The sequence below is a fragment of the Rubrivivax albus genome (assembly GCF_004016515.1).
Classification (GTDB): Bacteria; Pseudomonadota; Gammaproteobacteria; order Burkholderiales; family Burkholderiaceae_C; genus Rubrivivax; species Rubrivivax albus.
Map to the genome: position 1 here is coordinate 136,703 of NZ_SACT01000007.1, position 19,756 is coordinate 156,458.

General features: G+C 72.2%; 23 protein-coding genes. 11 read left to right on the top strand and 12 right to left on the bottom strand.

All coding sequences use genetic code 11. The features are described from left to right. The first annotated feature begins 57 nt into the window (after window positions 1–57). Together ENE75_RS18770 and ENE75_RS18775 are read left to right on the top strand one after the other, a co-directional pair. Complete coding sequence (locus tag ENE75_RS18770; RefSeq protein ID WP_158289009.1) at window positions 58–558, top strand: DUF3016 domain-containing protein; 501 nt, start codon at window positions 58–60, stop codon at window positions 556–558. Window positions 559–602: 44 nt separating this feature from the next. After that, window positions 603–1,025 (top strand): FKBP-type peptidyl-prolyl cis-trans isomerase, encoded by a 423-nt coding sequence (locus tag ENE75_RS18775; protein WP_128199861.1) that lies wholly within the window; start codon window positions 603–605, stop codon window positions 1,023–1,025. Here ENE75_RS18775 and ENE75_RS18780 read toward each other — a convergent pair. The 3 genes from ENE75_RS18780 to ENE75_RS18790 all read right to left on the bottom strand — a co-directional run bounded on the left by ENE75_RS18780 (window position 1,015) and on the right by ENE75_RS18790 (window position 3,073). After that, window positions 1,015–1,863 (bottom strand): phytanoyl-CoA dioxygenase family protein, encoded by an 849-nt coding sequence (locus ENE75_RS18780; protein ID WP_128199862.1) that lies wholly within the window; start codon window positions 1,861–1,863, stop codon window positions 1,015–1,017. The genes ENE75_RS18775 and ENE75_RS18780 overlap by 11 nt on opposite strands. A 19-nt stretch (window positions 1,864–1,882) precedes the next feature. Further along, window positions 1,883–2,788 (bottom strand): DUF808 domain-containing protein, encoded by a 906-nt coding sequence (locus ENE75_RS18785; protein WP_128199863.1) that lies wholly within the window; start codon window positions 2,786–2,788, stop codon window positions 1,883–1,885. A 72-nt stretch (window positions 2,789–2,860) separates the two neighbouring features. Then, entirely contained in the window at window positions 2,861–3,073 is a 213-nt protein-coding gene (locus ENE75_RS18790) for a hypothetical protein (protein ID WP_128199864.1), read from the bottom strand. A 172-nt stretch (window positions 3,074–3,245) separates the two neighbouring features. On the opposite strand from ENE75_RS18790, the gene ENE75_RS18795 reads away from it, so the two are divergent. Beyond that, window positions 3,246–4,139: an HDOD domain-containing protein gene (locus tag ENE75_RS18795; RefSeq protein ID WP_128199865.1), complete on the top strand. Its 894-nt coding sequence runs from the start codon at window positions 3,246–3,248 to the stop codon at window positions 4,137–4,139. A 65-nt stretch (window positions 4,140–4,204) separates the two neighbouring features. Here the strand turns inward: ENE75_RS18795 and ENE75_RS18800 are convergent, their stop codons facing one another. Continuing rightward, window positions 4,205–5,182: an SGNH/GDSL hydrolase family protein gene (locus tag ENE75_RS18800; RefSeq protein ID WP_128200007.1), complete on the bottom strand. Its 978-nt coding sequence runs from the start codon at window positions 5,180–5,182 to the stop codon at window positions 4,205–4,207. 129 nt (window positions 5,183–5,311) lie between these two features. Here ENE75_RS18800 and ENE75_RS18805 point away from each other — a divergent pair, with 129 nt between their 5' ends. The 3 genes from ENE75_RS18805 to ENE75_RS18815 are packed head-to-tail and all read left to right on the top strand — an operon-like array spanning window position 5,312 to window position 8,931. Next, a complete protein-coding gene (locus ENE75_RS18805) occupies window positions 5,312–6,472 on the top strand; it encodes an aminotransferase class V-fold PLP-dependent enzyme (RefSeq protein ID WP_128199866.1) in 1,161 nt (386 codons plus the stop codon). 11 nt (window positions 6,473–6,483) lie between these two features. Next, window positions 6,484–8,514, top strand: a complete 2,031-nt coding sequence (locus tag ENE75_RS18810; protein ID WP_128199867.1) for a dipeptidyl-peptidase 5 — start codon at window positions 6,484–6,486, stop codon at window positions 8,512–8,514. 33 nt (window positions 8,515–8,547) lie between these two features. Beyond that, window positions 8,548–8,931 carry a VOC family protein gene (locus tag ENE75_RS18815; protein ID WP_128199868.1) on the top strand — a complete coding sequence of 128 codons (384 nt, stop codon included), beginning with the start codon at window positions 8,548–8,550 and terminating at the stop codon, window positions 8,929–8,931. A 17-nt stretch (window positions 8,932–8,948) separates the two neighbouring features. Here ENE75_RS18815 and ENE75_RS18820 read toward each other — a convergent pair whose 3' ends face one another. From ENE75_RS18820 to ENE75_RS18845, 6 genes are all read right to left on the bottom strand, one after another. Continuing rightward, on the bottom strand, window positions 8,949–9,527 hold the full coding sequence (locus tag ENE75_RS18820; RefSeq protein WP_128199869.1) for a hypothetical protein: 579 nt from the start codon (window positions 9,525–9,527) through the stop codon (window positions 8,949–8,951). Between the two features lie 205 nt (window positions 9,528–9,732). Next, window positions 9,733–9,963, bottom strand: coding sequence for a hypothetical protein (locus ENE75_RS18825; RefSeq protein WP_128199870.1), 231 nt, complete (start codon window positions 9,961–9,963; stop codon window positions 9,733–9,735). 89 nt (window positions 9,964–10,052) lie between these two features. Beyond that, entirely contained in the window at window positions 10,053–12,347 is a 2,295-nt protein-coding gene (locus ENE75_RS18830; protein WP_128199871.1) for a YgiQ family radical SAM protein, read from the bottom strand. Between the two features lie 45 nt (window positions 12,348–12,392). Further along, window positions 12,393–13,655 carry a sensor histidine kinase gene (locus ENE75_RS18835; protein WP_128199872.1) on the bottom strand — a complete coding sequence of 421 codons (1,263 nt, stop codon included), beginning with the start codon at window positions 13,653–13,655 and terminating at the stop codon, window positions 12,393–12,395. Continuing rightward, window positions 13,652–14,326, bottom strand: coding sequence for a response regulator transcription factor (locus tag ENE75_RS18840; protein WP_128199873.1), 675 nt, complete (start codon window positions 14,324–14,326; stop codon window positions 13,652–13,654). Before ENE75_RS18840 ends, ENE75_RS18835 begins: the two co-directional genes overlap by 4 nt. Window positions 14,327–14,392: 66 nt before the next feature. Then, on the bottom strand, window positions 14,393–14,866 hold the full coding sequence (locus ENE75_RS18845) for a Spy/CpxP family protein refolding chaperone (protein ID WP_128199874.1): 474 nt from the start codon (window positions 14,864–14,866) through the stop codon (window positions 14,393–14,395). Window positions 14,867–14,983: 117 nt separating this feature from the next. Here ENE75_RS18845 and ENE75_RS18850 point away from each other — a divergent pair, with 117 nt between their 5' ends. After that, window positions 14,984–15,526: a hypothetical protein gene (locus ENE75_RS18850; protein ID WP_128199875.1), complete on the top strand. Its 543-nt coding sequence runs from the start codon at window positions 14,984–14,986 to the stop codon at window positions 15,524–15,526. A gap of 26 nt (window positions 15,527–15,552) precedes the next feature. On the opposite strand, the gene ENE75_RS18855 is transcribed toward ENE75_RS18850, so the two are convergent. Further along, window positions 15,553–16,218 carry a TetR/AcrR family transcriptional regulator gene (locus tag ENE75_RS18855; protein WP_128199876.1) on the bottom strand — a complete coding sequence of 222 codons (666 nt, stop codon included), beginning with the start codon at window positions 16,216–16,218 and terminating at the stop codon, window positions 15,553–15,555. A gap of 117 nt (window positions 16,219–16,335) precedes the next feature. Here ENE75_RS18855 and ENE75_RS18860 point away from each other — a divergent pair, with 117 nt between their 5' ends. From ENE75_RS18860 to ENE75_RS18875, 4 genes are all read left to right on the top strand, one after another. Further along, the gene (locus tag ENE75_RS18860; RefSeq protein WP_128199877.1) at window positions 16,336–16,797 is read left to right on the top strand and encodes an ABA4-like family protein; all 462 of its coding nucleotides are present in this window, start codon (window positions 16,336–16,338) and stop codon (window positions 16,795–16,797) included. Continuing rightward, window positions 16,787–17,638 carry a hypothetical protein gene (locus tag ENE75_RS18865; protein WP_128199878.1) on the top strand — a complete coding sequence of 284 codons (852 nt, stop codon included), beginning with the start codon at window positions 16,787–16,789 and terminating at the stop codon, window positions 17,636–17,638. The genes ENE75_RS18860 and ENE75_RS18865 overlap by 11 nt, the downstream gene beginning before the upstream one ends. A gap of 46 nt (window positions 17,639–17,684) precedes the next feature. Further along, window positions 17,685–18,128, top strand: coding sequence for a DUF2141 domain-containing protein (locus tag ENE75_RS18870; protein WP_128199879.1), 444 nt, complete (start codon window positions 17,685–17,687; stop codon window positions 18,126–18,128). A gap of 106 nt (window positions 18,129–18,234) precedes the next feature. Then, window positions 18,235–19,080, top strand: coding sequence for a GGDEF domain-containing protein (locus ENE75_RS18875; RefSeq protein WP_128199880.1), 846 nt, complete (start codon window positions 18,235–18,237; stop codon window positions 19,078–19,080). 7 nt (window positions 19,081–19,087) lie between these two features. Here ENE75_RS18875 and ENE75_RS18880 read toward each other — a convergent pair whose 3' ends face one another. Next, on the bottom strand, window positions 19,088–19,744 hold the full coding sequence (locus ENE75_RS18880; protein WP_128199881.1) for an FMN-binding negative transcriptional regulator: 657 nt from the start codon (window positions 19,742–19,744) through the stop codon (window positions 19,088–19,090). Window positions 19,745–19,756 lie beyond the last annotated feature (12 nt).

The following is a 19,756-nucleotide window of genomic DNA, read 5'->3' on the forward strand; positions in this document are numbered from 1 at the left end:
GGCGCGGTCGGGTTCACCATGGGGTGTCCACGGGTTTGCCCACCGAAGGAGGTCGTCATGAGCATCCTTGCACGCTCTTCCCGCTGCCTGTCCGCCGCCGGCCTTGCGGCCCTGTGTGCCGTCGGCCTGCCCGCGCACGCCACCGGTGCCGCCGAGGTGCACTACGCCCAACCCGAGCGCTTCACCGACGCCGGTTTCGGGAGCGTGGAGCGCGAGCGCACCCAGGCACGGCTGACGGCCGAGATCGAGCGCCTGGCCAGCCGCCTGCCCGATGGCCAACGTCTGAGCGTGACTTTCACCGATGTCGACCTGGCCGGTGAGATCGACCATTTCAGCCCGCACGGCCTGCGTGTGATGGGCCTGCTGCCGGATGCACCGAGGCTGTCGCTGCGCTTCGAACTGACCCAGGGCGGCGAGGTCGTCGCCCGCGGCGAGGAGCAGTTGCGTGACCTGTCCTACCTGGTGCGCCGCAGCGGGCTGGACCACCGCGCTGCGCTGCCCTACGAGAGCCGGCTGCTGACCGAATGGTTCGAACAGCGCTTCGCCGCCGCGCGTTAAGCGCCGGCTCTCCGGGACGACAGGCGGGATGCGATGATCCGGTCATGAACGCAATCCGCCTCTTTCCCACCCTGGGCGCCGCGCTGGCGATCGGCCTGCTGGCCGGCACCGCGCTGGCCGCCGACAAGGTCACCACCGCCAGCGGCCTGGTCTACGAGTCCACCCGCGACGGCCAGGGCGCATCGCCCCAGGCCACCGACACCGTGATCGTGCACTACCGCGGCACCTTCCCGGACGGCAAGGAGTTCGACAGTTCCTACTCGCGTGGCCAGCCCGCCGAGTTCCCGCTCAACCGCGTCATCCCCTGCTGGACCGAAGGCGTGCAGCGCATGAAGCCCGGCGGCAAGGCCAAGCTGACCTGCCCGCCGGCCATCGCCTATGGCAGTCGCGGTGCTGGCAAGGTGATTCCGCCCAACGCCACCCTGCACTTCGAGGTGGAGCTGGTCGGCGTGCGGGTCAGCCGCTGACGCCGTCTTCCGCCACGGCCGGCAGGCCGCTGCGACCGGCCGGATGCCCGGCCCGGTAGTCGTTCAGTCCGCACAGGTCGTCGCCGCGCAGCAGCCACAGCGGCCGCTGCGCGAAGTTCACCGGCACGCCACTCTGCCCGTTCACCGGCCGCAGCCGGCGGTCGAAGTGCGAACTGGTGGGGAAGTAGCGCAAGGCCACACCGGTGCGGCGCTGGTTGGAGCGGTTGGCGTCGGCGCCGTGGATCATGTAGACGTCGTGTAGCGACATCTGCCCAGGCTGCAGTTCCAGGTCCACCGCCTGGGTCGGGTCGAAGGCACCGTCGGCCATGCGCTGGTTCAGCGTCAGGTCGCTGCGGTCCTCGTGCAGGTGCGCGCCCAGCGTCTGCGCCCGGTGCGAGCGCGGGATCACGCGCAGGCAGCCGTTCTCGCGCGTGGACGGCTCCAGCGCCACCCACACGGTGCAGGTGGCCAGCGGGCGGATCGGCCAGTAGTGGCCGTCCTGGTGCCACGGCGTTTCGTAGCCTTCGCCGGCGGGCTTGCAGAAGACATGGCAGCCCCAGAGCGCCACATGCCCGCCGATCAGGCCGGCCACCATCTCGACGATCTCCGGGTCGCGCGCCAGGTCCAGGAAGTCGGCCACGCCACGCACGCCCTCACCGTTGTCGCCGTCGATGTGGGCCGACACCAGCTTCTCCGGGCGAACACCGGGGTTGCGGCGCAGCAGTTCATCGAGCGCGCCGCGCAGCGCTTCGGTGCGCGCTGCAGGCAGTTGCCAGCGCGGGATCAACCAGCCTTCACGCTGGTAATGGGCGATCTCGTCGGCGTGCAATCTCGGCATGGGTGCCCTCCGTTCGACGTCAGGCGCGGCGCATCCGCTGCACCCCGGTCACGCCCGCGAGCACGATGGCGCCGGCCACCACACCCGCGATCGCATTGCCCAGGGCCTCCAGCAGCCAGCCGGCGGCGGCCCCGCCGGCTGCGGCAAAGCCCAGCACCGCGTGGTGCAGCCAGGGCAACCCGTGCACCAGGATGCCGCCGCCGACCAGGAACATGGCCGCCGTGCCTGCCACCGACAGCGCCTTCATCAGCCTGGGCGCAAAGGCCAGGAGGCCGCGACCCAGCGCGGCCGCCGCACCGGCCCGGCGTGAGAGCCACAGGCCCAGGTCGTCGAGCTTGACGATGCCGGCCACCAGGCCGTAGACGCCCAGCGTCATCGCGACCGCGATCAGCGACAGCACCGCCGCCTGCGTGCCCAGGGGTGCGCCCGCCGAAGCGCCCAGCGAGATGGCGATGATCTCGGCCGAGAGGATGAAGTCGGTGCGCACCGCGCCCTTGATCTTGTCGCGCTCCATGGCCACCAGGTCCACCGCCGGATCGGCCACCGCCTGGGTCAGCGCGGCGTGGTGCTCGGCGTCCTCGGCCGCACTGTGCAGGAAGCGGTGGGCCAGCTTTTCCGCACCTTCGTAGCAGAGGAAGGCACCGCCGATCATCAGCAGCGGCGTCACCGCCCAGGGCGCGAAGGCGCTGATGGCCAGCGCCGCCGGCACCAGGATCAGCTTGTTCATCAGCGAGCCCTTGGCCACGGCCCAGACCACCGGCAGTTCGCGGTCGGCGCTGACCCCGGTGACCTGCTGCGCATTGAGCGCCAGGTCGTCACCCAGCACGCCGGCGGTCTTCTTGGCCGCCACCTTGCTCATCACCGCCACATCGTCGAGGATGGTGGCGATGTCGTCGATCAGGGCGAGCAGGCTGGAGGCGGCCATGAGGCATCCACGGGCTGGGAAGTCCCGGATGCTACCCAAGCCCTGCGACCGCGCCGCGCGGCCTACTCGCCGTCAGGCGGGATCGGCCGGCACCACCTCGGGTGTCGCGAACTCGCGCCCGACCACCGCACGTGCGTAGAGGTAGTTGGCGCGCTCGCGCTCGCAAAGGCGGTCGAGGTCGACGTGGCCCTGGGCGTCGCAGGGGAAACTCAGGCCGCGCCCGGGGTGGAACAGCGAGCCGAAGCGCAGCAGGTGGCCGTGGGTTTCACAGAGGACGGCGGGCATGGCGTGGGGTGGCAGTGCCGGCATCAGAGGTCGATGCAAAAGCCTAGGCTGCCGCCGCGGGCTTGCCCACGGCCGCATGGCGCAACCGGCTGTCGGCGCCCGTCGGAGGTGGGTGTCGGCATTCGTCCGACAGACGGCTTCAGCCAAGGTCCGAGCGGCCGATAACCCGCCAATGACCGCCGTCCTCACGCCCGCCCGCCGCGCCGACGACATCACCCGTGAACTGGATCACGCCCGTACTCGGGGGCCGCTGCAGCAGATCGTGATCCCCCCGTGCCCCGAGTTGCTGACGCGCTTGCAGCAGGTGCTGGCCGCGGCAGAGCCCGACCTTGGCGAGGTCGCGCGGATCGCTGCGGCCGACGTGGCCATGAGCGCCACGCTGATCCGTGCCGCCAGCGGTGCCGCCTTCGCCGGCTTCGCTCCGGCGCAGACGGTGGGCCAGGCGATGACGCGCCTGGGCCTGGAGCAGACGGCCGCGGTGATGACGGGCTTCCTGACTCGCAAGGCGATCCCGGCCGACAGTCGCCACCTCCAGCGCTTCTGGGAGCGTTCGACCCTTCGCGCCGTGGCGCTGGACCACCTGGCGCGGCAACTGCCGGGCCTGTCGCCGGACGTGGCCTACACCTTCGGGCTGTTCGCCCACGTGGGTCAACCGGTGATGCTGCAGAGCCTGCGCGGCTACGGCAGCACCATCGTCGAGGGGCTGGCGCGGCGCGACCGCACCTTCGTGCAGACGGAGAACGCCAACCACCGCACCGACCACGCCGTGGTCGGTGCCCTCGTGGCCCGGGTGTGGCGGCTGGCGCCCACGGTGGTGGCAGCCATCCGCCTGCACCACGACATGGACCTGCTCGGGGCTGCCGGCGTGGAGCCGGAGGTCAAGACGCTGGTGGCCGCGGGCGTGGTGGCCGAGCACCTGATGCGCCGGCTCGAGGGCCTGGACCCGGACGCCGACTGGATCGGCCACGCCGAACCGATGCTCGACTGGCTGCATGTCGGCCGCGACGACGTGGACACCTGGGAAGAGTCGCTGGAACCGCGCCTGGACGACGCCGTCAGGCCCTGATCCACCGGCCCTGCTGGCACCAGCACATCGGGCTCACGCCTTTCAGGCGTCAGCCCACCGCGGTCTCAGTGCCGACCAGACACGCGCCGACGGCGCGCCAGCAGCACCGCACCACCGGCCACGAACAGGGCCCAGGTGCCCGGCTCGGGCACCGCTGCCGCGATCATGGCGTCGGCGAGGAGGGCGTGGCCGGCCACCGTCGGGTGGATGCCGTCCCAGAAAAGCGCGGTGGCGGGGTCGCAGCCGTTGCTCAGGGCGCCGCAGGCGTCGGTGACGTTGGCCAGACCATAGGCCGCTGGATCGGCCACGACGGCACCGACCAGGCCGTAAACGTCGAAGATGCGCACCCCGGCCTCGCCTTCCAGCCGCCGTGCCAGCGCCTGGTTCATGACGTTGCCGATGACGCCCGCCAGGAAGCTGGCCTCGCTACCCAGGGAGGTCACGGCAGGCGCGAGGCCGATGTTGGGCGCGTTCCAGACGATGATGTCGGTGGCGCCGGCGGCCTGCAGTGCATCCACCATCTGGCCGACGTCGCGCGCGTAGGCCACGGCCGTGGCCAGCGCCGTGCGCAGCGGCGGCGCACCGTCGAAGCCGATGGCTTCGAGCGCCGCACGGGCGTTGTTGCCGCCGCCGGCCAGCACGTACAGGCTGTCGCTGGAGGCCACGCCGCCGGTGGTGTCGAAGTACATGCCCAGCTGCGAAATCAGGCTGGGCGACCCATTGGACTCATCGCGCGTTTGCGCGCCACCGAAGGCGTAGTTGCTGCCACCCAACAGCGACGGTGCTGCCGTGGTGCCCAGCGCCGCCGCGAAGCCATCGACCCAGGTGGCGCCGTTGGTGAAGGTGCTCGAGGCATAGGGCATGGACGGCACGTAGGTGTTGCCGTCGATCACCTGGCCCGGGTCGGTGCCGATCAGCGCCGCCACGTTGCCGCCATCGGACAGGCTGTCGCCGAACACCACGACGTCGACGTAGGCGTGGGCGGCCCCCGCCACCAGCAGGGCGGCAGCGGCGATCCAGGGGCGAAGGCGGATGAGCGACATGGTATTGACTCCGGAAGAATGGCAGAGTGTTTACGCACGGCGGCCGCACCGCCATCCGCGTCCACCCGCCCTCCCCGCGTTTGAGGGGCACTCTGCGGGTCGGCGACCTCGCGCCTACACTGCGCGCCGATGCGCGAGCTGTTCCCGCTCGACCCGAGGGTCGTCTTCCTGAACCATGGCAGCTTCGGCGCTTGCCCACACGAGGTTGTCGCGGCGCAGCGCAGGTGGCAGGACGAGCTGGAGCGCAACCCGGTCGAGTTCCTCGGCCGGCGGTCGGCCAGCCTGCTCCGCCAGGCCCGCGACGCCCTGGGCGGCTTCGTCGGCGCACGAGCAGACGACCTGGTGTTCGTGCCCAACGCCACGACGGCGGTGGATTCCGTGGTGCGCTCGCTGCCCCTGGAGCCGGGCGACGAGGTGCTCGCCACCGACCTCGAGTACGGCGCCTGCGACGCCGCCTGGCAGCGGCGCTGCGCCGACACCGGCGCCACCTACCGGCGGGTCGCCGTGCCGCTGCCGTTCGACCGCACCACCTTCGTCGATGCGCTGCTCGCCCAGGCCGGGCCGCGCACGCGGGTGGTCTTCGCAAGCCACGTCACATCCACGACGGCCCTCGTGCTGCCGGTGGCCGAACTCTGCGTCGCGGCACGCGCGCGCGGGCTGCTCACGCTCATCGACGGTGCCCACGCGCCCGGTCAGGTCGACCTGGACCTGACCGCCCTGGAGGCCGACTTCTACGCCGCCAACCTGCACAAGTGGGTCTGCGCGCCAAAGGGCGCCGGCTTCCTGCACGCCCGCACGGAACACCACGCCATGCTGCAGGCCACGGTGACCAGCTGGGGCTACGCCGAGGGCACGGGGGGCCACAGCGGCTTCGACGCCTACCTGGGCACGCAGCTGCTGGAACGCCGCCTGCAGTGGCAGGGCACACGCGACATCACGCCGTGGCTGACGGTGCCGGCGGCACTGGACTTCCACCGCCGGCACCTGGCCCCGGTGCGTGAACACCAGCACGCGATCGGCGCGGCCCTGCTGCACCGCGTCGCGGCGCGGCACGGCTTGTCGCCCATCGCCGATGCGGCCGACCACGCGCTGATGTTCCCGCTGCCGGTGCGTGCTGCGGACCCAGAAGCGCTGCGGCGACGGCTCTTCGACCACCACCGCATCGAAGTGCCGGTGACCACGCACGGCGGCCGCACCTTCGTGCGCGTGTCGGTGGCCGGCTACACCACCGAAGACGAGCTGCAGGCCCTGGAGACAGCGCTGGAGACAGCGCTGGCGGCCGAACACTGAAGAAGGACTGGATGGCCCATCCCCCCCTGAGCATCGACGACCTGCACGCGATGGATCGCGTCGGTGGCTTGGCCCTGTCGCCCGACGGCGCGCAGCTGGCCTGCACCGTGACACGCGGCGACATGGCCGCCAACCGGACCAACAGCGCCTTGTGGCTGCTGCCCGTGCAGGGCCAGGTTCGCCCGCGCCGCCTGACCACCTGCGGAGAGCGCGATGGTGCGCCCGCATGGTCGCCGCGCGGCGACCGCATCGCCTTCCTTGCCAAACGCACGCAGGACGGCGAGACCGACAAGACCGCGCAGCTCTACCTCATCGCCCCCGACGGCGGCGAGGCCCGGCGCGCCAGCCGATTCGCCCCAGGCATCACCTCCTTCCGCTGGATGCCCGACGGCCGGCGCGTGCTGTTCGCCGCCTGGACCTGGCCGGACCTGAAGGGTGCGGCCGCCCAGGCGAAGCACCACCAGGCGTTCGTCGATCGCAAGGAAACCGGCTACGCCACCGGCGAGGCGCTCTACCGCCACTGGGACCAGCACCTGCCGCAGGGCCGCGTGTTGCACCTGTGGCTGCTGGACGTGGACAGCGGCCGCGCGGTCGACCTGTTCGAGGGCACGGCGCTGGAACTGCCACGCACCGACGCCGGTTCCGCGGCCTATGCGCCGCACCCGGACGGCCGCAGCGTGGCCTTCGTGCACGACCCCGACCACCCGCCACGGCCGGCCGGGCGCTGGGCCTTGTCGGCCCTCGAACTGCGAAGCCGCCGCGTGCGCACGCTGGTGAACGACCCGGCCTGGGACCTGGGCGCCCCCGCCTGGCGGCCCGACGGCCGCGCCCTGGCCTTCACCGCCGCGCCCGTCGGCCAGCGCCACACGGCGCTGAACCGGCTGGCGCTGATCACCGACGATCACCGCTGGCGCTGCGTCAGCCCGGCCGACTGGGACCACGACGTCGACGGCCCGCTGCGCTGGTCGGCCGATGGCAGCGCCGTGCTCTTCGGCGCCGAGGAACGCGGGCGCCGCCACCTGTGGCGGTACGACTTGGCCAGCGGCGGCATCACCCGTGTGTTCGCAGGCGGCTGGCTGCAGGGCTTCGACAGCCAGCGCAACCAGATCGTGGTGGCGGCCGACAGCGCCCTGCATCCGCCGCGTGTGCTGGCGCTGGGCGCCGACACCGAGGAAGGCACCACCCCTCGCCGCCTGGAGCGGTTCAACGACGCGCTGCTGTCGCGGCGCCGGCTGGGTGTGCAGCGCGAGGTCACGGTCACCGGGGCCCAGGGCGACCCGGTGCAGCTCTGGCTGACCTTCCCGCCCGGCGTCGACCCGGACCGTCCGCCGAAGAAGAAGCTGCCCGTGCTGCACGTGCTGCACGGCGGCCCGTACTCGGCCGCCGGTGACAGCTTCAGCCTGCGCTGGAACGTGCACGTGCTGGCCTCGCGCGGGCATGTGGTGGCGCAGGTCAACTTCCACGGCAGCAGTGGCTTCGGCTTCGCCTTCCGCGACAGCATCATGGGCCGGCAGGGCGAACTGGAGCTGCAGGACATCGAGGCCGCGAGCGACTGGCTGCTGCGCCAGCCCTGGGCCGACGCCACGCGGCTGGACGCCAGCGGCGGCAGCTACGGCGGCTTCCTGGTCGCGTGGATGAACGGCCACGCCACCCCCGGACGCTACCGGCGCATGGTCTGCCACGCCGGCGTGTTTGACCGCGTGGCCACTTTCAGCGCCGACAGCTTCCTGCACCGCCCGCGCGACCTGGGCGCCTTCTACTGGGACGACATGGCCAAGGTGCTGGCGCAGAGCCCGCACGCCGCCGCCGGCCGCATGGCCACGCCCACGCTGGTCATCCACGGTGCAAAGGACTACCGCGTGCCCGACTGCAACGGGCTGGCCTACTACAACACGCTCCAGGCGCGTGGCGTGGAGGCCCGGCTGCTGTGGTTCGCCGACGAGAACCACTGGATCCTCAAGCCGCGCAACGCGCGGCAGTGGACCACCGAATTCCTGGACTGGATCGCACCGCGGCAGCGGTCGGCCCGTGCCAGCGGCTGACGTCCGATTCCACCCGCCAACGGAGACTTCCGCATGTTCTCGCACATCATGATCGGCACCAATCACCTGGAGCGCGCCAAGGCGTTCTACGACGCCGTGCTGCAGCCCCTGGGCGTGCCGCCCGGCATGGTCGACCGCCACCGCGTCTTCTGGCGCACACCCACCGGCGTGTTCTCGGTGACGCTCCCGATCGACGGCCAGCCGGCCACGGTGGGCAACGGCGGCACCATCGGCTTCGCCTGCAAGTCGGCCGCCGAGGCCGATGCCTGGCACGCCGCCGGCCTGGCCCACGGCGGGGCCACCTGCGAGGACCCGCCTGGGGTGCGCGAAGGCGCCGCCGGCCGCCTGTACCTGGCCTACCTGCGCGACCCGGACGGCAACAAGATCTGTGCGCTGTACCGGATGCCCAAGGCCTGAAGGGGCCCAGGCAACCCTCAGAACGCGCCGTCGCGCCGGGTGCCCTGCACGTCGATGCGCTCGCGCACCTCGCGGCGCGTCGACGACCCTTCCTTCGTCCTGACGGCCAGCCGGTCGAGCTTGACCTCGTCGGACGTGAAGACGACCGTCAGGCTCTCCGTGCGCCAGCCCGGCTTGTAGAGGAGCTTCGGGCCCAGCGCGAACTCGGCCTTGCGCAGAGGCGCGGCGGGGTGGTAGCGGAAGTGCACGCTCAAGGTGTCGACCTGCGCCGGCAGGGTCACGCCCAGCGCCAGGCTGGCGACGTGCATCGTCCGGCCGTGGCGCTGCTCGGGGCGAGTGCAGAACTGGCGGTGCCAGGGGTTGGGCGCCCGCGTCAGCACACCGTCCAGGCGCCAGGCCAGGTCGTGCACGCACAGAGGGCGGTCGGCTTCCAGCTCGAACGCAAGCCCGAAGGGCTGCGAACCTTCGGCCACACGCGGCGAGGGCTGGGCGACCTCGCCCGGGACGGATGAGGATCGCTCCGTGGACACCGGGCCAACGACGGCCAGGCAGCCGCTCAGTGCGACCAGTGGAAGGAGGAAGAGGAGCTTGTGCATCGGCGCGGGCCTGGCGGCCACGAAGTCACGGGTTGGGCTGTCGGCCCGGCGGAGGCGCCGGCGCCGCCGTCGCGGGCCACCCGCGCGCGGTCATCGGCAGCCGCAGGGGCGTCCCCGTGTTGTCGGCAGAACGGGCCGAAGCTGAACGCCGCGATGACTGGCCAAGGCCGGCCCGCACCACGCGGGCCGTTGCACGGACTGAACCTCAGCGCCGCCGAGAGCAGCGCCGGACCGCCAGCGTGTACAGCCCGGCGCCGAGCAGCACCGGCCAGAGGAAGGCGCACTGCAGCGTCCACCACAGCCGGCTCTCGGCAAAGCCGCCTTCGCCAGGGCGCCCGGGGCGCGTGCTGCCCTCGCTGAAAAGATGCCGCTTGGGGTGGCTGACCAGGCCGAACAGCGCGCCAGCGGCCAGGAAGAGCACGATCGTCCAGTTCATCCCGGCCCCTTTCAGCGGTCACGTCCGAGATTGACAGTCTATGCCGTCAACCAGATCTGACAAGTGCAGCCGAGAGCCCGCGCCGGCGGTCAGCCCTTTCGCCGCGGCGGCAACCCGGTGTGCTGGGTCAGCACGGTGCCCTTGCGCGGCGTGCCGGTCTTCGGTGCAGTGCGCGCGGCCAGCTTGGCCGAAGGTTTGGCCGGCGTGCTGTTGGCCCGCCGCGCGCTGCTGTAGCTGCCGTCGGTGGCCGGCTGGTAGCGCGGGATCAGGTGCTGCTTGCCGTTGCCGATGAGGTCGGCACGGCCCATTTCCTGCAGCGCCTGGCGCAGCAGCGGCCAGTTGTTCGGGTCGTGCCAGCGCAGGAAGGCCTTGTGCAGGCGGCGGCGCTTCTCGCCGCGCACGATGTCCACCTTCTCGGCCCGCGCGTCGCGGTGGATGCCGCGCAGCGGGTTCAGGCCCGAGTGGTACATCGCGGTGGCGGTGGCCATGGGGCTGGGGTAGAAGGTCTGCACCTGGTCGGCCTTGAAGCCGTTGCGCTTGAGCCAGAGCGCCAAGTTCATCATGTCCTCGTCGCGCGTGCCCGGGTGCGCGGCGATGAAGTACGGGATCAGGTACTGCTTCTTGCCCGCCTCGGCGCTGTACTGCTCGAACATCTGCTTGAAGCGGTCGTAGGTGCCGATGCCGGGCTTCATCATCTTGCCCAGCGGCCCGGCCTCGGTGTGCTCAGGCGCGATCTTCAGGTAGCCGCCCACGTGGTGCTGCACCAGTTCCTTCACGTACTCCGGGCTCTGCACCGCCAGGTCGTAGCGCAGGCCGCTGCCGATGAGGATCTTCTTCACGCCGCGCAGCGCGCGGGCCCGGCGGTAGAGCTTGACCAGCGGCCCGTGGTCGGTGTTCAGGTTGGGGCAGATGCCGGGGAAGACGCAGCTCGGCTTGCGGCAGGCGGCCTCGATCTCGCGGCTCTTGCAGGCCAGGCGGTACATGTTGGCCGTGGGGCCGCCGAGGTCGCTGATGACGCCGGTGAAGCCCTTCACCCGGTCGCGGATGTCCTCGATCTCGCGGATGATGGAATCCTCGCTGCGGCTCTGGATGATGCGGCCCTCGTGCTCGGTGATCGAGCAGAAGCTGCAGCCGCCGAAGCACCCGCGCATGATGTTCACGCTGAAGCGGATCATCTCCCAGGCCGGGATCTTGGTCGGCCCGTCGTGGCCGCCCTGCTCGTCGGCGTAGGCCGGGTGCGGGCTGCGCGCATAGGGCAGGTCGAACACCACATCCATCTCGGCGGTGCTCAGCGGGATCGGCGGCGGGTTGATCCACACGTCGCGAGGGCCGTGGCGCTGCACCAGGGCGCGCGCGTTGCCGGGGTTGGTCTCGAGGTGCAGCACGCGGCTGGCGTGCGCGTAGAGCACCGGGTCGCTCTTGACCTGCTCGTAGGCCGGCAGGCGGATCACGGTGCGGTCGCGAGGCGGCAGCTTCACGGCGCCTGCCTTGCGGCTGGCCTGACCGTTCAGCGGCATCGCGACCACCGCCGTGGCCGGGGTGGCGGGCGCCGTCTCACCCTCGGCCTTGGCGCAGGTCTCGCCTCGCGACGCCGCGGCCTCCTCGGGCATCTGGTAAGGGTTGATGTGCTCGTCGATGCGGCCGGGCTGGTCGACCTCGGTGGAGTCGATCTCCTGGAAGCCCTGCGGCGCGTGGGCCGACCGCACCAAGAAAGCCGTGCCGCGCACGTCGGTGATGGCCTCCACCGGCTCGCGCCGCGCCAGGCGGTGCGCGATCTCGACGATGGCGCGCTCGGCGTTGCCGTAGAGCAGCAGGTCGGCCTTGCTGTCGGCCAGCACGCTGCGACGCACCTTGTCCTGCCAGTAGTCGTAGTGCGCGATGCGGCGCAGGCTGGCCTCGATGCCGCCGATGACCACCGGCACGTCCTTGTAGGCCTCCTGGCAGCGCTGGGTGTAGACCAGGGTGGCGCGGTCGGGCCGCTTGCCGGCTGCGCCGCCGGGCGTGTAGGCGTCGTCGCTGCGGATCTTCCGGTCGGCGGTGTAGTGGTTGATCATCGAATCCATGTTCCCGGCGGCGACGCCGAAGAACAGGTTGGGCCGCCCCAGCGCGCGAAACGGGTCGGCGGAATGCCAGTCGGGCTGGGCGATGATGCCGACGCGGAAGCCCTGCGCCTCCAGCACGCGGCCGATCACGGCCATGCCGAAGCTGGGGTGGTCCACATAGGCGTCGCCGGTGACGATGATCACGTCGCAGCTGTCCCAGCCCAGACGCTCCATCTCCACACGGCTCATGGGCAGGAACGGCGCCGGGCCGAAGCGCTTGGCCCAGAAGGGACGGTAGCTGCCCAGGGACTTGGCGGCAGGCAGGGTGACGGCGGCGGACATCCTTCGATTGTCGGCGCAGGAGCCGTCCGGTGCCGGCCGAAGGCCTTAGTCGGCGCCGGGTGTCCAGCGCATCACCACCTCCAGCCCCGGCGCGGCGTTGCGGACCACCAGCGTGCCGCCGTGTGCCTCGGCCACGCGCCGGCACAGGTGCATGCCCAGGCCCACGCCGCCGGCGGCCCGAGTGCGGGCGCTGTCGGGGCGGTAGAACGGCTCGGCCAGGTGGGCCAGCGCCTCCGGCGGCACGCCGGGGCCGAAGTCGCGCAGGCCGAGTTCCAATGCCTCGTCGGCGCGGCGCAGGAACAGCACCGGCGGCCGCGGCGCGTCGGCCGCGTGGCGGCGTGCGTTGGCCAGCAGGTTGCGCAGCAGCAGGCCCAGTCGGGCCGGGTCGGCCTGGACGGTCCCCAGGCCCGCCGCCACCGAAGGTTTCGCGCCGGCGTCGGCCGCCGCCTCGCGCACCAGCGCGCCCAGGTCCACCGTCTCGGTGGTCAGTGCCGCGGCGCCGGCGGCCAGGCGCTCGCTCTCCAGCAGGTCGGCGATCAGGTCGCGCATCTCGGCCAGGTCACGCACAACGGCGTCCTTCTCGGGACCGTCGGGCAGCAGCTCGGCATTCAGGCGGGCCCGGGTCAGGGGGCTGCGCAACTCGTGGCTGACCGCCAGCAGCTGCGTGCGCTGCGCCTGCAGCATGCCGTGCAGGCTGGCGGCCATGGCGTCGATGCGGTCGGCCAGCCGGCCCAGCTCGTCACCCCGGCGCGCGGCGATGGGGGTGTCGAAACGGCCGCGGCCGTAGCGTTCCGCGCCGGCACCGATGGCATCCAGCGGTGCCAGCCAGCGGCGCACCAGTGCATAGGCCAGCGCGGTGCAGACCAGCAGCACCGTCAGCGGCACCCAGGCGCCGCCGCGCGGGCGCCAGCCGTCCGGCGGGGCCGCCAGGCCCAGCGTGATGCGGTGGCCGTCGGCGGTGGTGCGCACCAGTGCGAACGGGGTGCTGTCGTCGTCATCGTCCCGATGCCGCCGCCGCGATTCCTCGTACGGGGCCCGCGAACCGTCGTAGCGCACCACCGGCCCCTCGATGCGCACCCGCACCGGCAACCTGGCCTCCAGCGCCGCGGCGCGCGCCGGGTCGGGCGGACTGCCCAGGTCGGCGGCCAGCCGGTCGACATAGTCGCCCAGCAGCGGCTGCGCCCAGGTCTGCCAGCCGGCCGCCACGGCACGCTGCAGGCCGCCCAGGAACACCACGGTGCTGGCCAGCGCCAGGGCCAGGAACAAGCCGACCAGGCGCCAGCGCAGGGACAGGCGGGGCAGCTTCACGGCAACCGCGGCAGCGCCAGCGCATAGCCGGCGTTGCGCAGGGTCTTGATCGGATCCAGCGGCTCGAGCTTGCGACGCAGCCGGCTGACCAGGATGTCCACGGCACGCGAATGCAGGTCGGCGTCGGTGCCGCGCAGGCGGTTGAGGATGTCGTCGCGGCTGAACACCTTCTGCGGCTCGCGCGCGAGCAGGCACAGCAGTTCGTACTCGGTGCCGGTGAGCGGCAGCACCTCGCCGTCGCGCGCCACCTCCCGGCGATCAGTGTCGATGACCAGGCGATCGAAATGCCACTGCGCACCCGCCGTGGCGCTGCGTGCGCGGCGCAGGATGGTCTGCAGCCGTGCGGCCAGTTCACGCGGCTCGAAGGGCTTGGGCAGGTAGTCGTCGGCGCCGGATTCCAGGCCGACGACGCGGTCGCTCAGCTCACCGCGCGCGGTGAGCATCAGCACCGGCACGGCACTGGTCTGGCGGATGCGCCGCAGGGTCTCGAAGCCGTCCATCTCGGGCAGCATCACGTCCAGGATCACCGCGTCGATGTCGCCGCGCGCCAGCCGTGCCAGGCCCTCGGAGGGGCGGTGCGCGGCCACCAGCGCGAAGCCGAAGCGCTGCAGGTAGGCCGCCAGGGGCGGTGCCAGCGCTTCGTCGTCGTCGATCAGCAGCAGCGTGGGCATGGCGGCGGTGGGCGCAGCGCGGGCATGCGCCCACTGTATCGCCAAGGCTTCCCTGCGCCGGGCGCGTCAGTCGCGGTCCCGGCCACGGTGCCCATGGTCGCGGCCCTGGGCCAGCCGCTCGCGCAGCCGGGCCTGCTGCTCGGGGTTCAGGCCGTCGTAGAAATCGCCGAAGGCGGCAATCACGGCCGGCGCACCGGCCCGCAGGGCGTCGGTCTTGGCCATCAGCAGGGCCTCGGCGCCGGCACGGTCGAAGCTCGGGCCGGCCACCAGGCCCTGCAGCGCCGCACGCGGCTCGGTGCCGGCGAGCAGGGCCTTGCGCTGGGTCAGCAGCGTTTCGGCCAGCGTGTCGAGCTGGGCGCGCTGGGTGGCGTCGAGGTCCATGCGGCCAGCGATGCGCTCGACGGCATGCGTCTTCGCGCGGGCGAGATCGGCGTCGCTCATCTGGTGGCCGTAGTGGCGGTGTGCCACCGCGGCGGCGCCGATGCCGAGGGCGGACACGGCGGCCAGGCCGATCAGGGTGCGCTTGATCCAGGTCTTCATGGGGAACTCCTTGCAGGGGTGGTGGAAGGTGTGTCCATGGTGGCCACCGGCACGCTCGGCGTCCTTTCAGAGGCGTCGCACTGCGTAACGTTTTTTCTCAGCGACTACAGTGGCGGCATGCAACGCAGGGCATGTCTCGTCGTCGTGTGCGGGTTTCCCGCGCTGGCCTGGTCAGAACAGCAGACGCTGTCGCTCTACGGCCTGGCCCTGAAGGACGCCACGGTGAACGCCTTCGTGGCTGCGGCGCGCGCCGTCGGCGCCACGCCGCTGCCCACACCCTTCGGCACCGCCGCTGCGCTGGACGTGCGTGCCGTCGGCGTGCCGGCGCTGCAGCGCCTGGTCGTGACCGGCCACGACGGCCGGGTGGCGCAGGTGGAGTTCACCGTCAAGGCCTACGGCGAGGACAACCTGGCCCTGCGTCAGCTGCTGCTGGAGAAGTACGGAGCGCCGCTGACCGAGTCGGCGCGGCCCCTGCCCTTCGGCGGCTTCGGCAGCCGCAGCTCGCCACGCGGAGGCTTCCAGTGGCTCTTCGACGACGGCCTGCGGCTGGTCTACACGCACCCGACGATCGGCGACGCCACGCTGCGCTACGTCGACGATGCGCGGATGGCCCAGTTCAACGCGCCGGCGGCACCGGCGGATCTGCGCAACCGGTTCTGAGCCCGGCCAGGCCGCGCCTGCGGCGCTCAGCCGGGCCCGGCCAGGGCGCCCTGCAGCAAGGCCAGCACGGCGTCGGCGGCGGTGCGGGCTTGTCGCGGCTGGTCGCCGCCGATGCCGAAGAAGTCCTGGCACTGGCCCTCGATGACCAGCATCGCGAAGCCATGCACCGCCGACCACGCCAGCAGCAGCCGCTGCGGCAGCGACGCCGGCGGCAGCGCGCGCGCGGCCATCACATCGGCCATGGCCTCCTGCAGTGCCGCGGCGCTGCGGCCGCCGCAGCGCTGGAGTTCGGCATCGTCGCGGTCCAGGCGGTCGGCGCCGAACATCAGCAGGAAGTGCGCGCGGTGGTCGAGCGCAAAGTCGATGTAGGCGCGGCCGACGGCCACCAGGCGCGCTTCCGGCGTGGCCGGCGCGGCGTCGCGGTAGCGCGCCATCAGATCGGCCATGCGGTCGAAGCCGCGCGCGGCCAGCGCGGTGAGCAGGCCGCGTGCATCGCCGAAGTGGTGCGCCGGCGCCGCATGGGACACGCCGGCCCGCCGCGCGCACTCGCGCAGCGTGAAGCCGGCGGCACCCCGCTCGGCCAGCAGGGCCTCGCCGGCCGTCAGCAGGGCCTCGCGCAAGGCGCCGTGGTGGTAGCTGTCACCGGCCGGCGCGACAGGCACGGCCGGCCGGGGTGAACGCCGCGTGGTCATCGCGTCATTCTAATCTTGACAGCGTCCAGATCAGCCCGTAGAGTCACCCACATCTTGACAGTGTCAAAACCATCTCGTCCCGCCTGATCGTCTCGACCAACCCAACCAACCCCACCCATGTCACTTGAAACCGCCTTCTCGCTGGCCAGCACCGTCGCCCTGCTGGGCTGGCTCGTGCTGCTGGCCGGCCTGTGGGCCCCGGTGCGCAGGCGCCCGGCCCTGCTGTGGGTGGCCGGCCGGCTCGTGCCCCTGCTGCTGTCGGCCGGCTATGCCGCGCTGATGGCGCTTCATTGGGGCACGGCGCCGGGCGGTGGTTTCGGTTCGCTGGCCCAGGTGACGGCCCTGTTCAGCGCGCCGGGCCTGCTGCTGGCCGGGTGGGTGCACTACCTGGCCTTCGACCTCTTCGTCGGCCGCTGGATCGTGGACGAGACGTTGGCGCACCGCCTGTCGCGCCTGGCGGCGCTGCCCTGCCTGGTGCTGACCTTCCTGGCCGGGCCGGTGGGCCTGCTGCTGCACGTCGGGGTCCGGTCCTGGCAGGGCTGGCGCGGGATCGGGAAGGGAACCGGCCATGCACGCTGACCTCTCCTCGCCAGGCGTGATCGCCACCCCGGGTCTCGCGGGACCGTGGGCCTGGGCAGCAGCCGCCAGATCCCGCACGCCGTGGCTCTGGTGGTCGGGCTGGGCCGTGCTGGCGATGACCTTGCCGCTGCTGCTGCTGATGGCGATGGACGGGCGCAGCTTCAACGGCGTCAGCGTCTGGCTCAAGCCGTGGAAGTTCCACCTCTCGGTGGGCGTGCACCTGCTGACGCTGGCGCTGGTGGCCGCGGCGCTGTCCGAGACACCCGGGCGCCGGCGGGCGCTGGGCCGGCTGAGCGCGGTGGCGGTGGTCACCGGCGTGTTCGAGCTGGCCTACATCACCTGGCGCGCGTCGCGCGGCGAGGCCTCGCACTTCAACGTGGCCGATCCCATGGCCGGCCTGCTGTACGGGTTGATGGGCGTGGGCGCGGTGCTGCTCACCGGCTGCGCGGGAGTGCTGGCGTGGTGGGTGGCGCGCGACCGCGGCTTCGCCAGCGGCCCGGTGCTGCAGCGCGGGCTGGCCCTGGGCCTGCTGGCTGGCTGGCTGCTGGGCACGCTGACCGGCGCGGTGGTCTCGGCACAGAGTGGCCACTGGGTCGGCGGCACGCCCAGCGACGCCGGCGGCCTGCCGCTGCTGGGCTGGTCGCGCGACGGCGGCGACCTGCGGGTGGCGCACTTCTTCGGCCTGCACGCCATGCACGTGCTGCCGCTGGTGGCCTGGGCGCTGGCACGGTGGCTGTCGCCGCGGCGCGCGCTGGCGGCCGTGTCCCTGTTCACCGTGATCTACACCGGCTGGACCCTGTTCACGCTGCTGACCGCTTGGCGCGGGCAGCCACTGGTCTGACGAACGGTCCCCACTCGAAGCACTGGCACCCTTGGAAGGACACGCGATGACACGCCTGCTGATCGGCGCCTTGACGGCGGCCTGCCTGGTGCCCGCTGGCGCGGCGGCCGCCCCGGCCGCTGCCGACCTGGAGATCACGATCCGCAATGTGCTGCCTGGGCAGGGCGAACTGCGCATCGCCCTGTTCGACACCGCGAACGGCTTTCCGGACGAGCCGGCCTCGACCCAGCCGACGCTGCGCCAGCGCGCCGACGGTGAGACGGTGCGCGTGCGCTTTCCCGGCCTGCCCCAGGGCCGGTGGGCGGTGATGGTGCTGCAGGACCTCAATGGCAACGGCCGCATCGACTCCAACCTGCTGGGCATGCCGCGCGAACCCTATGGCGCCAGCAACAACCGGCTGCCGGCGTTGTCGCCGCCGCGCTTCGAGGAGGCACTGGTCACGCTGGGGCCGCAAGGCGCACAGATCCAGATCGATCTCAAGCAGCCGTAGCATCCTGCCGGTCGGCGATGCCCGCCCGCCGTGACACCCAGGCTCAAGCCGGGACAAGCGGCCGTCGATAATCCTGGCTCGATTCGCGCCCACAGGAAGCGGCGGCTTGAGCGAGCAACCCGTACAGGATCCCACCGACCCGCTGGCCGAACCTGCGCCGAACGGGTGGCGCGGTGCGCTGATGCGCATGGGTCCCCGCCGGGCCGTGGTGGCGATCACGCTGCTGTCGATCGTGCTGTCGGTGTCCATCACCCTCGCCGCCGGCCTGGCACGCGACCCGGTGGAACTGGCCTGGATCGACCTGACCATTGCGGTGACCGTGCCCTCCATCGTCGCGCCGCTGGCGGCGTCGATGATCGTCACGCTGATGCACGAGGTCGAGGTGTCCCGCCGCGCACTGCGCGAACTGGCCCTGCGGGACGACCTGACCCGCCTGTACAACCGACGCTACTTCATGGCCCGGCTCCAGGCCGAGGTGGCGCGCGCGCACCGCGAGCAGACACCCCTGGCCGTGTGCATGATCGACGTCGACCACTTCAAGCGCATCAACGACGAGCGTGGCCATGCCGCGGGTGACGCCGTGCTCGCGCACCTGGCCGGCGTGTTGCTGGGCAGCCTGCGGCCCTACGACCTGGCCGCGCGCTGCGGCGGGGAGGAGTTCGCGGCCTTGCTGCCCGGCGCCACGCTGCGGGAGGCCGAGCAGGCCGCACAGCGTCTGCGCCAGGCCATCGCGGCGGCACGTGTGCCGGCCTTTGGCGCCACACCGCTGCCGCACGTCACCGCCAGCCTCGGCGTCAGCGGCCTGGGCCCGGGCGAGGACGGATCGGCACTCCTGACACGCGCCGACCGGGCGATGTACGCGGCCAAGACCGGCGGCCGCAACCGCTGCGTGAGCCTGCCCGCGGCGGTGGTGCGCGACCCGCAGATCCTGGGGGACACCCAGGCCACCTGACCCGCTCTCAACGCACCGGCGGCTCCCCGTCGCCCGCCGCGCGGGTCATCGCGTCACCCAACGCGACATGCCCGCGCACGGCCAGCGCCTGCGCCGCGCCGTGGCGATCCTCGGCCGCCTTGTTCTGGCCCAGCTTGGCCTTGCCCACCAGCGCCGTCACCACCACCTCGATGCCGACGATGCGCTGCAGCATGTCGTCGATGTAGTCGGCCGGCGCATCGCCCATCTTCCAGGGCTTCGGCTCGGCGGCTTCATGGTGGCGGGTGAGCCGCGCCACCAGGCCGCGCAGGAAGCGCACATCGTCTCGCACCACCAGCGTGCCCACGGCGTGCACCACCGTGTAGTTCCAAGTCGGCACCTGGCGGTGCGTGGCGTGCTTGCTGGGGTACCAGCTCGGCGAGATGTAGCCATCGGCGCCCTGGAAGATCACCCGCACCGGCGTGCCCGTGGGGCAGCGCTGCCACAGCGGGTTGGCCCGCGCCACGTGGGCGCGCAGCAGGCCCAGCGGGGCGCCGTCGGCCGGCGACGGGTCGTACTCGAACGGCAGGTGGTCGGCGTCGGGACCGTCCGGCCCCGGGTGCACCAGGGTGCCCAGGGGGTGCTCGCGCATCAGGCGCTGCAGGGCGGCGGGGTCGCTCTGGGCGAAGTGGTCGGGCAGGTACATGGTCGGTGCGCC

Coding starts and splice junctions, on each gene's coding strand:
- ENE75_RS18815 (WP_128199868.1), top strand. CDS start 8,548: ATGTTCTCGCACATCATGATCGGCACCAATCACCTGGAGCGCGCCAAG.
- ENE75_RS18820 (WP_128199869.1), bottom strand. CDS start 9,527: ATGCACAAGCTCCTCTTCCTCCTTCCACTGGTCGCACTGAGCGGCTGC.
- ENE75_RS18860 (WP_128199877.1), top strand. CDS start 16,336: ATGTCACTTGAAACCGCCTTCTCGCTGGCCAGCACCGTCGCCCTGCTG.
- ENE75_RS18880 (WP_128199881.1), bottom strand. CDS start 19,744: ATGTACCTGCCCGACCACTTCGCCCAGAGCGACCCCGCCGCCCTGCAG.
- ENE75_RS18795 (WP_128199865.1), top strand. CDS start 3,246: ATGACCGCCGTCCTCACGCCCGCCCGCCGCGCCGACGACATCACCCGT.
- ENE75_RS18805 (WP_128199866.1), top strand. CDS start 5,312: ATGCGCGAGCTGTTCCCGCTCGACCCGAGGGTCGTCTTCCTGAACCAT.
- ENE75_RS18770 (WP_158289009.1), top strand. CDS start 58: ATGAGCATCCTTGCACGCTCTTCCCGCTGCCTGTCCGCCGCCGGCCTT.
- ENE75_RS18850 (WP_128199875.1), top strand. CDS start 14,984: ATGCAACGCAGGGCATGTCTCGTCGTCGTGTGCGGGTTTCCCGCGCTG.
- ENE75_RS18845 (WP_128199874.1), bottom strand. CDS start 14,866: ATGAAGACCTGGATCAAGCGCACCCTGATCGGCCTGGCCGCCGTGTCC.
- ENE75_RS18825 (WP_128199870.1), bottom strand. CDS start 9,963: ATGAACTGGACGATCGTGCTCTTCCTGGCCGCTGGCGCGCTGTTCGGC.
- ENE75_RS18800 (WP_128200007.1), bottom strand. CDS start 5,182: ATGTCGCTCATCCGCCTTCGCCCCTGGATCGCCGCTGCCGCCCTGCTG.
- ENE75_RS18840 (WP_128199873.1), bottom strand. CDS start 14,326: ATGCCCACGCTGCTGCTGATCGACGACGACGAAGCGCTGGCACCGCCC.
- ENE75_RS18865 (WP_128199878.1), top strand. CDS start 16,787: ATGCACGCTGACCTCTCCTCGCCAGGCGTGATCGCCACCCCGGGTCTC.
- ENE75_RS18855 (WP_128199876.1), bottom strand. CDS start 16,218: ATGACCACGCGGCGTTCACCCCGGCCGGCCGTGCCTGTCGCGCCGGCC.
- ENE75_RS18830 (WP_128199871.1), bottom strand. CDS start 12,347: ATGTCCGCCGCCGTCACCCTGCCTGCCGCCAAGTCCCTGGGCAGCTAC.
- ENE75_RS18775 (WP_128199861.1), top strand. CDS start 603: ATGAACGCAATCCGCCTCTTTCCCACCCTGGGCGCCGCGCTGGCGATC.
- ENE75_RS18780 (WP_128199862.1), bottom strand. CDS start 1,863: ATGCCGAGATTGCACGCCGACGAGATCGCCCATTACCAGCGTGAAGGC.
- ENE75_RS18810 (WP_128199867.1), top strand. CDS start 6,484: ATGGCCCATCCCCCCCTGAGCATCGACGACCTGCACGCGATGGATCGC.
- ENE75_RS18870 (WP_128199879.1), top strand. CDS start 17,685: ATGACACGCCTGCTGATCGGCGCCTTGACGGCGGCCTGCCTGGTGCCC.
- ENE75_RS18785 (WP_128199863.1), bottom strand. CDS start 2,788: ATGGCCGCCTCCAGCCTGCTCGCCCTGATCGACGACATCGCCACCATC.
- ENE75_RS18790 (WP_128199864.1), bottom strand. CDS start 3,073: ATGCCCGCCGTCCTCTGTGAAACCCACGGCCACCTGCTGCGCTTCGGC.